Annotated in this window: 12 protein-coding genes; 11 read left to right on the top strand and 1 reads right to left on the bottom strand. The window is 72.7% G+C overall.

Annotation, left to right across the window (positions count from 1 at the left end; translation table 11 throughout):
- Nucleotides 1-80 precede the first annotated feature (80 nt).
- The 10 genes from AC067A_RS17145 (at nt 81) to AC067A_RS17190 (ending at nt 12194) form a co-directional block, all read left to right on the top strand.
- Nucleotides 81-1142, top strand: a complete 1062-nt coding sequence (locus AC067A_RS17145) for a mechanosensitive ion channel family protein (RefSeq protein WP_478620651.1) — start codon at nt 81-83, stop codon at nt 1140-1142.
- A gap of 204 nt (nt 1143-1346) precedes the next feature.
- Complete coding sequence (locus AC067A_RS17150) at nt 1347-2561, top strand: ROK family transcriptional regulator (RefSeq protein WP_478620654.1); 1215 nt, start codon at nt 1347-1349, stop codon at nt 2559-2561.
- Between the two features lie 49 nt (nt 2562-2610).
- On the top strand, nt 2611-3954 hold the full coding sequence (locus tag AC067A_RS17155; protein WP_478620656.1) for an ABC transporter substrate-binding protein: 1344 nt from the start codon (nt 2611-2613) through the stop codon (nt 3952-3954).
- Nucleotides 3955-3970: 16 nt separating this feature from the next.
- Nucleotides 3971-4969, top strand: coding sequence for a carbohydrate ABC transporter permease (locus AC067A_RS17160; RefSeq protein ID WP_478620659.1), 999 nt, complete (start codon nt 3971-3973; stop codon nt 4967-4969).
- A 3-nt stretch (nt 4970-4972) separates the two neighbouring features.
- On the top strand, nt 4973-5857 hold the full coding sequence (locus tag AC067A_RS17165) for a carbohydrate ABC transporter permease (protein WP_478620662.1): 885 nt from the start codon (nt 4973-4975) through the stop codon (nt 5855-5857).
- A gap of 8 nt (nt 5858-5865) precedes the next feature.
- Complete coding sequence (locus AC067A_RS17170; protein ID WP_478620665.1) at nt 5866-7131, top strand: 6-phospho-beta-glucosidase; 1266 nt, start codon at nt 5866-5868, stop codon at nt 7129-7131.
- Nucleotides 7122-8096 carry an N-acetylglucosamine kinase gene (locus tag AC067A_RS17175; protein ID WP_478620667.1) on the top strand — a complete coding sequence of 325 codons (975 nt, stop codon included), beginning with the start codon at nt 7122-7124 and terminating at the stop codon, nt 8094-8096. Before AC067A_RS17170 ends, AC067A_RS17175 begins: the two co-directional genes overlap by 10 nt.
- A gap of 295 nt (nt 8097-8391) precedes the next feature.
- The gene (locus AC067A_RS17180) at nt 8392-9819 is read left to right on the top strand and encodes a hypothetical protein (protein WP_478620669.1); all 1428 of its coding nucleotides are present in this window, start codon (nt 8392-8394) and stop codon (nt 9817-9819) included.
- An 11-nt stretch (nt 9820-9830) separates the two neighbouring features.
- Entirely contained in the window at nt 9831-10862 is a 1032-nt protein-coding gene (locus tag AC067A_RS17185; RefSeq protein WP_478620672.1) for a glutamate ABC transporter substrate-binding protein, read from the top strand.
- Between the two features lie 54 nt (nt 10863-10916).
- Nucleotides 10917-12194 (top strand): coiled-coil domain-containing protein, encoded by a 1278-nt coding sequence (locus AC067A_RS17190; protein WP_478620674.1) that lies wholly within the window; start codon nt 10917-10919, stop codon nt 12192-12194.
- A 25-nt stretch (nt 12195-12219) separates the two neighbouring features.
- On the opposite strand, the gene AC067A_RS17195 is transcribed toward AC067A_RS17190, so the two are convergent.
- The gene (locus AC067A_RS17195) at nt 12220-12582 is read right to left on the bottom strand and encodes a hypothetical protein (protein ID WP_478620676.1); all 363 of its coding nucleotides are present in this window, start codon (nt 12580-12582) and stop codon (nt 12220-12222) included.
- Between AC067A_RS17195 and AC067A_RS17200 the strand changes: the two genes are divergently transcribed.
- Nucleotides 12575-14698 carry a serine/threonine-protein kinase gene (locus AC067A_RS17200; RefSeq protein ID WP_478620679.1) on the top strand — a complete coding sequence of 708 codons (2124 nt, stop codon included), beginning with the start codon at nt 12575-12577 and terminating at the stop codon, nt 14696-14698. The genes AC067A_RS17195 and AC067A_RS17200 overlap by 8 nt on opposite strands.
- Nucleotides 14699-14700 lie beyond the last annotated feature (2 nt).

The following is a 14700-nucleotide window of genomic DNA, read 5'->3' on the forward strand; positions in this document are numbered from 1 at the left end:
CTCGAACACGGCAACGGGACCACGTCCGACGCCCCGTTAGTGTGGATGCCCTGCGTACGCGATGCCCTGGAGGTTGCCCCGTGTCCTGGTCCGTCCTAGCGGCTGCCACCGAACCCGAACCCATTCCGGTGACCCTGGACGAGGCCGCGGAGAAGGCGACGAACGCGGCGAGCTGGGTGGAGGAGAACTGGTCCACCTGGCTGAACACCAGCCTGCGCATCCTGCTGATCCTGGTCGTCGCGCTGCTGCTCCGGATGGCCGTCCGCCGCGCCCTGACGAAGCTGATCGAGCGGATGAACCGCTCGGCGCAGGCGGTGGAGGGGACGGCGCTCGGCGGTCTCCTCGTCAACACCGAGCGGCGCCGGCAGCGCTCGGAGGCGATCGGGTCGGTCCTCCGGTCGGTCGCGTCGTTCCTCATCCTGGGCACGGCCGGCCTGATGGTGCTCGGCGCCTTCAAGATCGATCTGGCGCCGCTGCTCGCCTCGGCCGGTGTGGCCGGTGTGGCGATCGGTTTCGGCGCGCGGAACCTGGTGACGGACTTCCTCTCGGGCGTCTTCATGATCCTGGAGGACCAGTACGGCGTCGGCGACTCGGTGGACGCGGGCGTGGCCTCGGGCGAGGTCGTCGAGGTGGGTCTGCGGGTGACCAAGCTGCGCGGGGTGGACGGCGAGATCTGGTACGTGCGCAACGGCGAGATCAAGCGGATAGGGAATCTCAGCCAGGGCTGGGCGACGGCGGGCGTGGACGTGACCGTGCGGCCGACGGAGGACCTGGAGCGGGTGCGGTCGGTGATCACCGAGGCGGCGGAGTCCATGGCGAAGGAGGAGCCGTGGAACGAGCGCCTGTGGGGGCCGGTCGAGGTGCTGGGTCTGAGTGAGGTGCTGCTCGACTCGATGACCGTGCGGGTCTCGGCGAAGACGATGCCGGGGAAGGCGCTGGGCGTGGAGCGCGAGCTGCGCTGGCGCATCAAGCGGGGCCTGGACGAGGCCGGCATCCGGATCGTCGGCGGGGTTCCCGCGCAGGCCGAGGAGATCGTGGGCGACCCGACGGCGGGCATGGCGGCGCCGTCGGCGTTCGCCTCGACGACCTCGCCGCAGTCGGCGGCGGCGACCCCGCTGCCGAAGTCGGACCTCACGAAGTAGCGGCGCGGTATCCCCGCACGCCCCCGCAGGTAACGCTTCGGTTGCCTTCGGGGGCGTCTCGCGTTCCCGGGTATTGACGCCTCCGCGGCGGCCGCCTTACCGTCCTTCCACCAAATAGGAAACTTTCCTAACAGAGCAAGTGGGAGAGCGGGCCGGCCGCCAGGCAGAATGGCCCGACCATCGTGGAAGGGCAGGTGCGGACTCATGGCCGGTACGACCCCGGGAACCCCCGGAACGCCGCGCGTCCTGCGGGCTATGAACGACCGCGCCGCCCTGGACCTGCTCCTCGAACACGGCACGCTCTCGCGGACCCGGATCGGCAAGCTCACCGGCCTGTCCAAGCCGACCGCCTCCCAGCTGCTCGCCCGCCTCGAAGCCGCCGGGCTCGTCGTCGCCACCGGCACCACCGAGGGCCGCCCCGGACCGAACGCCCAGCTCTACGCGGTGAACCCGCGCGCCGCGTACGCCGCCGGACTCGACGTCGACCAGCACCGCGTCCACGCCGCCGTCGCCGACGTCACCGGCGAGATCGTCGGCGAGTACGAGCTCCGCACCCCGGGGCGCTCCAACTCCGGCGTCGTCCGCCAGGTCACCGACGCCCTCGACGGCGCGGTCCGGGCCGCCGGACTCGTCCGCGAGGACGTGCGACGGCTGGTCATCGGCACCCCCGGCGCCTTCGACCCGGCCACCGGACGCCTGCGGTACGCCTCCCACCTGCCCGGCTGGCACTCCCCCACCCTCCTGGAGGAACTGGCCGCCGTCCTGCCCATGCCGTTCGAGTACGAGAACGACGTCAACCTCGTCGCCGTGGCCGAGCAGCGCGTCGGCGCCGCCCGCGGCCACGACGACTTCGTCCTGCTGTGGAACGAGGGGGGCCTCGGCGCCGCCCTCGTCCTCGGCGGCCGGCTGCACCGCGGCTTCACCGGCGGCGCCGGCGAACTCGGCTTCCTCCCCGTGCCCGGCACCCCCCTCGTCCGCCAGGTCACCAAGGCCAACTCGGGTGGCTTCCAGGAACTCGCGGGCATCCAGTCCGTGCCCCGGCTCGCCCGCGCCGCCGGGATCGCGACCCCCGACCACCCCTTCGTACCGGTGGTGGCCGGGCTGCTGTCCCGGGCCGCCGAGACCCACGAGGACGACCCCCGGTCCGCGGAGCTCCTCGACCGCTACGCCGAGCGCCTCGCCACCGGTCTCGCCGCCCTCGTGGCCGTGCTCGACCCCGAACTGATCGTGCTGTCCGGTGACGCCCTCGTCCCCGGCGGCGAACCCCTGCGCGCCCGCGTCCAGTCCGAACTCGCGGACCTCGCCCCCTCCCGGCCGCGACTCGTGCTCTCCGCCGTGCGCCGGAGCCCCGTGCTGCGCGGCGCCCTCGAAAGCGCCCTCGCCACCACACGCGACGAGGTCTTCGACACCTCGCGCTGACCGTCCCCGCCCTCTCCGACACCCCGACCCGCCCCAGGGAGACACCGTCATGCCCGCACGCCCGCGCAGAGCCGCAGCCGCGCTCGCCGCCACCGCCTCGATCGCCCTCTTCGCCTCCGCCTGTACGGGCTCCGCGAACGACGGGGCCTCCGACGACCCCAAGGCCGAGACCACCATCACCTTCTGGCACGGCTGGTCGGCCCCCTCCGAGGTCAAGGCCATCGAGGACAGCGTCGCCCGGTTCGAGAAGAGCCACCCGAACATCAAGGTGAAGCTCGTCGGCGACATCAACGACGAGAAGCTCGGCCAGGCGCTGCGCGCCGGCGGTTCGAACGGGCCGGACGTCGTCGCCTCGTTCACGACCTCCAACGTCGGCAAGTTCTGCGCCTCGGGCGCGCTCGCGGACCTCAAGCCGTTCATCGAGAAGTCGAAGCTGGACCTCGACAAGACCTTCCCGAAGGTCCTCCAGGACTACACCCAGTTCGAGGGCAGGCGCTGCTCGCTGCCGCTGCTCTCCGACGCGTACGGGCTCTACTACAACAAGGACGCGTTCAAGGCGGCCGGCCTCGACCCCGAGGCCCCGCCGAAGACCTGGTCCCAGTTCGCCGAGGTCGCCAAGAAGCTCACCAAGCCCAAGGGCGACTCGTACGAACAGCTCGGCTTCATGCCCAACTACCTGGGCTACGAGACCGTCGTCGAGCACTACATGTCGCAGTGGGACCACGACTACTTCGACGACAAGGGCAAGTCGAACGTCGCCAAGGACCCGGCGTTCGCCGAGATGATGACGTACCAGAAGTCGCTGGTGGACTCCCTCGGCGGGTTCAAGAAGCTCGACACGTACCGCACCACCTTCGGTGACGAGTGGGGCGCCAAGCACCCCTTCCACACCGGCCAGGTCGCCATGCAGCTGGACGGCGAGTGGCGGCTGAACTTCATCAAGGACGCCAAGGTCGGCTTCGAGGTGGGCGTCGCGCCGCTGCCGGTCGCCGACGACGAGGTGGCCGAGTACGGCAAGGGCTACCTCTCCGGCACGATCATGGGCATCGCGCCGCAGAGCAAGAAGCAGAACGCGGCCTGGGAGCTGGTCAAGTACATGACCACGGACACCGACGCCGTGGTGGAGTTCGCCAACGCCATCGGCAACGTGCCCTCCACCCTCGACGCGCTGAAGTCCCCGAACCTGAAGTTCGACGACCGCTTCAAGACCTTCCTGGACATCGCCCGGCACCCGGAGTCCACCACCATGGACGGCGCCGTGAACGGGCCCACCTACCAGGAGACCCTCTCCGCCCTCGCCCACAAGTACGAGAACGGCAAGGTCACGGACCTCAAGAAGGGCCTCGCGGACGCCGCGGCCCAGATCGACCGCGACATCGCCGCGGCGAAGTGACGGCCGGTCCCCCCTCATGAGCACGGACACCCTGCCCGCCAAGGAGGCGGCGGCCCCGGCCCTCTCCTCCCCCGAGGCGCGGAACACCCTGCGGTCGAAGCGCCGGCGGAACACGCTGCGCACCCTGGCGTTCATGTCGCCCTGGCTGATCGGCTTCGGCTTCTTCTTCGCCTATCCGCTGATCTCCACGCTGTACTTCTCGTTCATGCGCTACGACGGTCTCAACGCGCCGACGTGGCGGGGCCTGGAGAACTGGACGTACGTCTTCTCCGACATGCCGAAGTTCTGGCCGGCGATGCAGAACACCCTCTGGCTGGCCGTCGTGATGGTGACCTGCCGGGTCGCCTTCGGCCTCGGCATCGGCATGCTGATCACCAAGATCAAGACGGGGGCCGGCGTCTTCCGCACCCTCTTCTACCTGCCGTACCTGGCCCCGCCGGTGGCCGCCACGCTCGCCTTCGTCTTCCTGCTCAACCCCGGCACCGGCCCGGTCAACTCGTTCCTGGAGGCGGTCGGCATCCCCGCCCCCTCCTGGTTCAACGACGCGGCCTGGGCCAAGCCGGCCCTGACGGTCCTGGCCGTGTGGGGCGTCGGCGACCTCATGGTCATCTTCATGGCCGCCCTGCTCGACGTGCCGAAGGAGCAGTACGAGGCCGCCGAGCTGGACGGCGCGTCCCCCTGGCAGCGGTTCCGGTTCATCACACTGCCGAACATCTCGCCCATCGTGCTCTTCGCGGTCGTCACCGGGATCATCGGCGCGATGCAGTACTACACCCAGCCGATCGTGGCCGCCAAAGTCGCCTCGGGGCGCATGGGCGGATCCGGGGCCGCCTTCCAGCCCGGCTACCCGGACGACTCCACCCTGACCCTGCCGCAGCTGGTCTACAGCCTTGGTTTCAACCAGTTCAACTACGGCGCGGCCTGCGTGGTGGCGCTCGTGCTCTTCGCCTTCTCCATGGCCTTCACCGCGCTGCTGATGCGCCGGCGCGGCGGCCTGATCGGCTCGGGTGACTGACACATGACCACCGCAACCGCACCCGCCCCGCACGGGGCGAGCCCCGCCGAGAAGCGGGCCCGCCGCAGGTCGCTGCTGCACTGGATCGCCGTGCACTCGCTCGGCGTCGCCGCCGCCCTGTTCTTCGTGCTCCCCTTCGTCTTCGTCCTCCTGACGTCCCTGATGAGCGACGACCAGGCCCTCACCAGGGACCTGACGCCGGACTCCTGGCACTGGGACAACTACGTCAAGGTCTTCGAGACGCCGGGCTTCCTCACCTGGTGGAGGAACTCGCTGCTGTACGCGGGACTCGGCACCGCCCTCGTCGTGGTGTCCTCGATCCCCGTGGCGTACGCGCTCGCGAAGTTCCGCTTCCGCGGCCGCCACCTGTCGCTGCTGCTCGTCATCTCGATGATGATGCTGCCGCCGCAGGTCGTGATCATCCCGATGTACCTGTTCTGGGCGAAGCAGATGGACCTCTCGGGGACGCTGTGGCCGCTGATCGTCCCGATGTCGTTCGGCGACGCCTTCGCGATCTTCCTGCTCCGCCAGTTCCTCCTCACGATCCCCGACGAGTACGTCGAGGCCGCCAGGATCGACGGCTGCGGCGAGTTCCGCACGCTCGTCCGGGTCGTGCTGCCGATGGCGAAGCCCGGCATCGCCGCCGTGGCCCTGTTCCAGTTCTTCTACTGCTGGAACGACTACTTCGGGCCGCAGATCTACGCCTCCGAGAACGCGACGGCCTGGACGCTCAGTTACGGCCTGGAGTCCTTCAAGGGCGCGCACCACACCGACTGGAACCTGACCATGGCCGCGACCGTGCTGGTCATGGCCCCCGTGATCCTCGTGTTCTTCTTCGCCCAGAAGGCGTTCGTCGAGGGAGTCACACTGACCGGAGTGAAGGGCTGATACGGAAGATGAAGCTCACTGTCGTGGGGGGCGGTTCCACCTACACCCCCGAACTCATCGACGGCTTCGCGCGGCTGCGCGACACCCTGCCCATCACCGAACTCGTCCTCGTCGACCCGGCCGCGGAGCGGCTCGACCTGGTCGGCGGGCTCGCCCGCCGGATCTTCGCCAGGCAGGACCACGCCGGGAAGATCACCACCACCACCGACCTCGACGCCGGGGTCGAGGGCGCCGACGCCGTCCTGCTCCAGCTGCGGGTCGGCGGGCAGGCCGCCCGCGAACAGGACGAGACCTGGCCGCTGGAGTGCGGCTGCGTCGGCCAGGAGACCACCGGCGCCGGCGGCCTCGCCAAGGCGCTGCGCACGGTCCCGGTCGTCCTGGACATCGCCGAGCGGGTCCGGCGCACCAATCCGGACGCCTGGATCATCGACTTCACCAACCCCGTCGGCATCGTCACGCGCGCGCTGCTCCAGGCCGGGCACAAGGCCGTCGGCCTGTGCAACGTGGCCATCGGCTTCCAGCGGAAGTTCGCCGAGCTCCTCGACGTGACCCCGGCCGACGTCCACCTCGACCACGTCGGGCTCAACCACCTGACCTGGGAGCGGGCCGTCCGGATCGGCGGTCCCGAGGGCGAGGACGTGCTGCCCCGGCTGCTCGCCGGGCACGGCGACGCCGTCGCCGACGACCTGCGGCTGCCCCGCCGTGTCCTGGACCGGCTCGGCGTCGTCCCCTCGTACTACCTGCGCTACTTCTACGCCCACGACGAGGTGGTGCGGGAACTGGGCACCAAGCCCTCGCGGGCCGCCGAGGTCGCGGCGATGGAGCGGGAACTCCTGGAGATGTACGGGGACCCGGCGCTCGACGAGAAGCCGGCCCTGCTCGCCAAGCGCGGCGGCGCCTTCTACTCCGAGGCGGCAGTCGACCTGGCGGCGTCGCTGCTGGGCGGCGGGGGCTCGCCGTACCAGGTGGTGAACACGTACAACAACGGCACGCTGCCGTTCCTGCCGGACGACGCCGTCATCGAGACGCAGGCGGCGGTCGGCGCGCACGGCGCCACGCCGCTGCCGGTGACGCCGGTGGACCCGCTGTACGCCGGCCTGATCGCGAACGTCACGGCCTACGAGGACCTCGCCCTGGAGGCGGCGCTCCGCGGCGGCCGCGACCGGGTGTTCAAGGCGCTGCTCGCACACCCGCTGGTCGGGCAGTACGCGTACGCCGACGGCCTCACCGACCGGCTGATCGCGCACAACCGGGAGCACCTCGCGTGGGCGTGACCGAAACCCTGCTGGCCGTCGACGCCGGCAACAGCAAGACCGACGTCGCCGTCCTCACCGTGGACGGCACGGTCCTCGGCTCGGCGCGCGGCGGCGGCTTCCAGCCGCCCGTGGTCGGGGTGGGGACGGCCGTCGACGGGCTCGCGGAGATCACCGGCCGGGCGTGCGCCGAGGCGGGCGTCCCGGTGGAGTTCGCCCATGTCACGGCCTGTCTCGCCAACGCCGACCTGCCCGTCGAGGAGGAGGCGTTGCAGGCGGAGCTCCTGGCGCGGGGCTGGAGCCCCTCCGTCCGGGTCCACAACGACACCTTCGCCATCCTGCGGGCCGGGCTCGACGAGCCCCGGGGCGTCGCGGTGGTGTGCGGGGCGGGGATCAACTGCGTCGGGATGACCCCCGACGGGCGGACCGCGCGCTTCCCGGCGATCGGGAAGATCTCCGGTGACTGGGGCGGGGGCGGCGGACTCGCCGACGAGGCGCTGTGGTTCGCGGCGCGCGCCGAGGACGGGCGGGGCCTGCCCACCGCCCTCGCCGACGCGCTGCCGGCCCACTTCGGCCTGCAGTCGATGTACGCGCTGATCGAGGCGCTGCACCTGGGAGGGGTCCCGCTGGAGCGGCGGCACGAGCTGACACCGGTGCTGTTCGCGGTCGCGGCCGGGGGCGATCCGGTGGCGATGTCGCTGGTCGACCGGCTGGCCGAGGAGGTCGTCGCCATGTCGTCGGTCGCGCTCCGCCGGCTGGGGCTCCACCACGAGGAGGCGCCGGTGATGCTGGGCGGCAGCGTGCTCGCCGCCCGCCACCCGCAGCTGGAGGAGCGGATCCGCGAACTCCTCGCGGCACGGGCGCCGAAGGCCGTCATCGGCTTCGTGACCGCGCCGCCGGTCCTCGGGGCGGGGCTGCTCGCCCTGGACGAGGCGGGCGCGACGCCGGAGGCGAAGGCCCGCCTGCGGGTGCACTACGGCGCCTGAGGGGCGCGGATGCGGGGTGTCTCGTCGTCACGACGAGGCACCCCGCACGCGTGTTCACTCGTTCGAGGGGTGTCCGAAAGGGAACCGATCCCGGCCGGGCGGCGTATTCAGAGTGAGGGGGTTCGCCTGCTGATGTGCCGGGGGCATGGGGCACGATAGGAACAAGATCGAGTCAATCCCGGTGTGCGGACGGCCCCCTGAGGCCATACTGCTGGCCGGGTGGTCGTCCACCGGAACCGGTCGTACCGGAGCACCGGACGGACCGGCCGACGTCAGCGACCGAGGGGGAGGTCAAGTGACACACCCGCCGAACGCGCCCGCCGCCCCGGCGGCGCGGGGCACGGCGCAGGCGCCCGCGCGCCCGGGCACCGTGCCCGCGCAGCCGGCGTCCGCGCCCGCCACCGCCCCGCCCGCGGGCCGCGGCGCCTGGGCCGTCGGCCGCGAGCGGCTGCGGGTCGCCGCGACGACCGAGCCCGGCCGGCTGCAGATCCTCGGGGCCGTACTCGCGCTGCTCGTCGTGGCGTTCGGCGCGGTCAGCGCCCTGGAGGTGTCCGACCGGGCCTCCGCCGCCGACGACGTCGTCAGCCGCAGCCAGCCGCTGAGCGCCGACGCGGCCGCGATCTACCGCTCCCTCGCCGACGCCGACACCACCGCGGCCAGCGGCTTCCTGGCGGGCACCCTGGAGCCCGCCGAGTCCCGCGCGCGGTACACCCGGGACATCACCACCGCCTCCCGGCTCCTCGTCAAGGCCGCGGCGAACACCGACGGCTCCTCGGAGTCGGCCCACGAGATCGCCACCCTCAACGAGCAGCTCCCCCGCTACACCGGCCTCGTCGAGCGCGCCCGCGCCGCCAACCGGCAGGGCCTGCCGCTCGGCGGCGCCTACCTGAGATACGCCAACCAGCAGATGGCCGGCACACTGCTGCCCGCCGCCGAGCGGCTCTACGCGGCGGAGACGGTACGGCTCCAGCGCGACGACGAGGCGGCCCGCACCTGGCCGTTCCTGTCGCTCGGCCTCGGCCTGCTCGCCCTCGCCGTCCTCCTCTGGGCCCAGCGCCGCAACTACGCCCGTACCCACCGGGTCTTCAACCACGGACTGCTCGCCGCCACCGCCGCCACCACGGTCGTCCTGCTCTGGCTGGTCGCCGGGCACACGGTCACGCGCGGCGGTCTGGAGAGCGCGCGCCTGCACGGGCAGGAGTCCCTCCAGGTCCTCAACACCGCCCGGATCAGCTCGCTCACGGCCCGCGCCAACGAGAACCTGACCCTGGTCGCCCGGGGCGCCGTCCTCACCGAGGACGGCAAGAACGACAAGTACGAGGCCGAGTACACGGCGAGCATGGCCGCCCTGACGGACGCCCTCGCCACGGCACGCGGGCGGGCCGACGACGACGCCGGGCGCGGCCCGGTCGACGAGTCCGCCGAGCACGCCGCCGAGTGGCGGGAGCGCCACAAGGACGCCCGCGCCAAGGACGAGGCCGGCGACTACGAGGGCGCCCTCGGCCGGATCATCGGCGCGCAGGAGTCCACGGGCCGGTCCTTCGACCAGGTCGACGCGGGCCTGGAGCGGGCCCTCGCGCACGAGCAGGCCGAGTTCACCCGCGCCGCCGGGGACGCCAGGGACGCGCTGACGGCGCTGCCGCTCGGCGCGGCGGCGCTCGGGATCCTGGGCGCGGCGGGCGCCCTGCTCGGCATCAACCGCAGACTGTCGGAGTACCGGTGAGAGGGGGCGGGATGCCGAACGGCACGTACCCGCTGGTGCGGCGGGCGGCGCTGCGGCTGCGGGGCTGGGGCGGGGTGGCCGCCATGGCCGTGGCCTGCGGGCTCACCGCCTCGCTCACCCTGCTGCCGCTCGCGCAGGACGGCACCGGCGCGGCACCCGCGCCGTGGACGCCCGGCCCCGGCGTGGGCACCGGCGTCCAGATCAGGACGGACACCTGCGAGCACCCCGAGGCCTCCCTCACCCCCTCGTCGGCGGACGGCCCGTCGATCCGGGCGATCAAGGACCGCGGGAAGCTGATCGTCGGCGTCGACCAGTCCAGTTACCGCTGGGGCTACCGGAACCCGGAGAAGGGCGTCCTGGAGGGCTTCGACATCACGCTCGCCCGGGCCATCGCCAAGGACCTCCTCGGCGACCCGGACGCGATCATCTTCCGCGCGATCCCGACCAACCAGCGGATCGCCGCCCTGGACAGCGGCAAGGTCGACCTCGTCGTGCGCACCATGACGATCAACTGCAAGCGGATCGAGCAGGTCGCCTTCTCCACCGCCTACTTCCAGGCCGGCCAGCAGGTCCTGGCGCCCAAGCTCGCCCAGGACATCACCGGCTACGACGCCTCGCTGCGCGGCAAGCGGGTCTGCACCGCCGAGGGCTCCACGGCCTACGACGCCCTGGAGGAGAACTCCTTCGGCGCGCTCTTCAAGGACGAGGCCGACGGCACCAAGGACGACAAGGACCTGCTGACCGTCCCCAACCAGCTGGACTGCCTGGCCCGCCTCCAGATGGGCGAGGTCGACGCCGTCGTCACCGACAACGCCCTCGCGGCCGGCCAGGCCGCGCAGGACCCGGCGGTCGAGCTGAAGGGCCGGCCGTTCACCAGGGAGTACTACGGGGTGGCGGCCAAGCTGGGCAACGACGACCTGGTCCGCAGGGTCAACCAGGTGCTCGTGGGCTACCGGCAGGGACCCTGGCAGGCCGCGTACGCGGAGTGGCTGGAGAAGGACCTTCCCGGCATCACGGGGCCGCCGGCTCCGCTGTACAAGTAGCGCCGTACGCGCCCCGTAGGGGTCACCCTGCACACGAAGCGGAAGAGGTAAGAGATGGGCGTCACGGGACCCCCCGGGCCGGTGATGGACCGGGACGAGGCGGACCGTGCGCTGGCGCGGCTCGGCGCCGAGCACAAGGCGATCGAGGACTCGCTCCTCGCGCTGCAGGACCACGCCGGCCGCAGGCTGCTCGAAGGGGCGGAGCTGACCGGCACCACCCGGGACCGGTGGGCGGCGACGGAGCGCACCATCACCCTGCTCTGGACGTGCTTCGACGTGTACACCGGGGCCCTCCGGGAGGCCCGTGAGCTGCGTGCGCGGCGCCGCTGGCCCACCCGCGAGGAGCTGGTGGAGCTGACCGACCGGCTGCGCGGCGAGAGCGTCCTGGTCCCCGGCGGCGCGGGCGAGCAGGCGCTGCTCACCGAGCGCTTCAGCCTGGAGGGCCTGGTCCGGCGGATGAACGAGCTGTACGCCGCCTCCCTCGACCTGGTCGTCACCGCCGACGCCGTCTGGTCGGCGCTGCCCGCCCGGATAGACCTGCTCGCCGCCGAGCTGGGCCGGACGCGCTCGCTCGCGCACTCGGTGGGCGTACGGCCCGGGGAGCACCCGGCCGGGGACGAGCTGGCGGAGATCACGGCCGAACTGACCGCGCTGCGGTCCCAGGTGGTGACCGACCCGCTGGCGTTCTGGCGTCCGGCGGCGGGGAGTTCGGCGCCCGGCGGGGGCCGTCCCGACACCGAGCGGTACGACCGGGCGGCGCTGGCCCTGGAGGACATCCGGCGCGAGATCGAGGCCGTCCTGGCCGTCCGGCAGGACTCCGAGGACCGGCTGCTGCGGCTGCGCGACGTGCTCTCCCGGGCCGACCGGACGCTCGCGGAGGCCCGTTCGGCGCGCGGCGAGGTCCTGGCGAAGATCGCCGCCTCCGAGGTGCCGGCCGTCAGCGGGCCGCCGACGGTGCTCCAGGAGCGCCTCGCGGTCGCCGCCGAGTACCGCAGGCACGCCCAGTGGCACCGGCTGTCGCCGCTCCTGGATTCCCTGGAGCGGGAGGCCGAGGACGAACTGCTGCGGGCCCGGGAGTCGTTGACCGCGGTGACGGCGCCGCTCGCGGTCCGGGCCGAGCTGCGCGGCCGGCTCGACGCGTACAAGGCGAAGGTGGCACGGCTCGGCGCGGCGGAGGACCCGCTGCTCGTCGAGCGGTACGACGCGGCCCGCAGGATGCTGTGGAGCGCGCCCTGCGACCTCCGGGTCGCCGAACAGGCCGTCCTGCGCTACCAGCAGGCGGCGGCGGACGTACTGTCCGGCCCGAGAGACGCGGGAGGACGGCAGTGGTGAGCGGGGAGACGGGTGTGGGGAGCTGTCAGCGTCCTTCGTGCGGGGGCTCGTACGAGGACATGGGAGGCGGCGAGCTGTACTGCGACACCTGCGGGCTCGCGCCGGTCGTCGCGCCCGGAGGGCTGATCGGCTCGACGCCGACCGGCATGGCCGTGCCCGGGAGGGGGACGGGCGGTGTCGGCGGGCCTGACTCGGGTTCCTCGCGGAGCGGTTCGCGCGCCTCGTCGCGGGCGTCGTCGCGCTCCTCGACCTCCCGCCGTTCGGTCTCCGGCCGGCTGTCGCGCGCGCTGTCCGGGGCGTCCACGGCACGCTCGGTCTCGGTGCGCAGCTCCGGTTCGTCGTCCGGCCAGTCCGCCCGCAACCGGCTGGGCGCGGGTCTGGTGGCCATTCCCGAGGTGCCGCGGCCCGACCCGCGGGCGGCGGTGATGGAGAACGCCGAGGTTCCCGAGCGGAAGCGTTTCTGCTCGCGTTCCGACTGCGGGGCGCCGGTGGGTCGTTCGCGGGGCGACCGGCCGGGCCGTACCGAGGGCTTCTGCACCAAGTGCGGGCACCCGTACTCCTTCGTGCCCAAGCTGCGCGCCGGGGACATCGTCCACGGCCAGTACGAGGTGGCGGGCTGCCTCGCGCACGGCGGGCTCGGCTGGATCTACCTCGCCGTCGACCGGGCGGTGTCCGACCGGTGGGTCGTCCTCAAGGGCCTGCTCGACACCGGCGACCAGGACGCCATGGCGGCGGCGATCTCCGAGCGCCGCTTCCTCGCCGAGATCGAGCACTCCAACATCGTCCGCATCTACAACTTCGTCGAGCACCTCGACCAGCGCACCGGCTCCCTGGACGGCTACATCGTCATGGAGTACGTCGGCGGCAAGTCGCTCAAGGAGATCGCCAACGACCGGCGCACCCCGGACGGCCGCCGCGACCCGCTGCCGGTCGAGCAGGCCTGCGCGTACGGGATCGAGGCCCTGGAGGCGCTCGGCCACCTGCACAGCCGGAACCTGCTCTACTGCGACTTCAAGGTCGACAACGCCATCCAGACCGAGGACCAGCTGAAGCTCATCGACATGGGCGCGGTCCGGCGGATGGACGACGACGAGTCCGCGATCTACGGCACGGTCGGCTACCAGGCGCCGGAGGTGGCCGAGGTCGGCCCGTCGGTGGCGAGCGACCTGTACACCGTGGCGCGCACGCTCGCGGTGATGACCTTCGACTTCCAGGGCTACACGAACGTCTTCGTGGACTCGCTGCCCGAGCCGGAGCACATCCCGGTCTTCCGGACCTACGAGTCCTTCTACCGCTTCCTGGTCCGCGCCACCGACCCGGACCCGGCCCGCCGCTTCGCCTCCGCGCAGGAGATGGCCGAGCAGCTGACCGGCGTCCTGCGCGAGGTGGTGGCCCTCCAGTCCGGGCGCCCCCGCCCCGCCCTGTCGACCCTGTTCGGCGCCGAGGTCCGGGTCACGGACACCACGCTGTTCGCCGAAATGACCGAGGACGTGTCGCTGCTCGGGGCGCGCCGCGGCCGGCGGGCTCAGACGCCGCCGGTGACGGAGGTCTCCGAGGGGCACGGGATCGGCGGGGCGCTCGCGCCGCTCGACACGCCCGCCACCGCGCTCGCGCTGCCCGTGCCGCGCGTCGACGCCGCCGACCCCAACGCCGGGTTCCTCGCCGGTCTCGCGGCCGCCGCGCCCGGCGAACTGCTCGGGGCGCTCCAGGCCGCGCCGGCGCCCTCCGCCGAGCTGCGGCTGCGCACCCTGCGGGCCCAGCTGGAGCTGGGCGACCTGACGTCCGGGGTCCGGACCCTCGCGGGCCTGGAGGAGCGGGACCCGGACGACTGGAGGGTCGTCTGGTACCGGGGCGTCGCCTCCCTGGTGACCGGTGACCACCAGCAGGCCGCCCTGGCCTTCGACGCGGTGTACGACGCGTTCCCCGGCGAGCCGGCGCCGAAGCTGGCCCTCGGGATCTGCGCCGAGGTCCTCGGCCAGCTGGACAACGCCGCCGAGTACTACCACCTGGTGTGGGCCACCGACCCGAGCTTCGTCAGCGCGGCGTTCGGACTCGCCCGGGTGCGCCTCGCGGCCGGCGACCGCGCCGGGGCCGTCCAGGCGCTGGAGTCCGTACCGGAGGCGTCGATCCACTACACGGCGGCCCGGGTCGCGGCCGTGCGGGCGCGGCTGCGGCGGCGCCCCGCGCACGACCCGCTCGGCGGCGACCTGACGGCTGCCGCCGCGCAGGTCTCGGCGCTCCAGGGCTTCGGTCTGGACGCGGTGCGCCGCGAGCAGTTGTCGACGGAGGTCCTCGGAACGGCCCTCGACTGGGTACTCTCCGGGAGTCCCGGTGCGGCACCGGGCGGCGGCGCGCTGCTGCTCGGAAGTGAACTGGACGAGCGCGGACTGCGCTTCGGCCTCGAACGCTCGTACCGGGTGCTGGCCCGGCTCGCCCAGCAGGGCGACGAGAGGATCGAACTGGTGGAGCGGGCCAACCGCTTCCGTCCCCGGACGTGGGTGTGAGG

It is taken from the genome of Streptomyces sp. NPDC043176 (assembly GCF_056436715.1).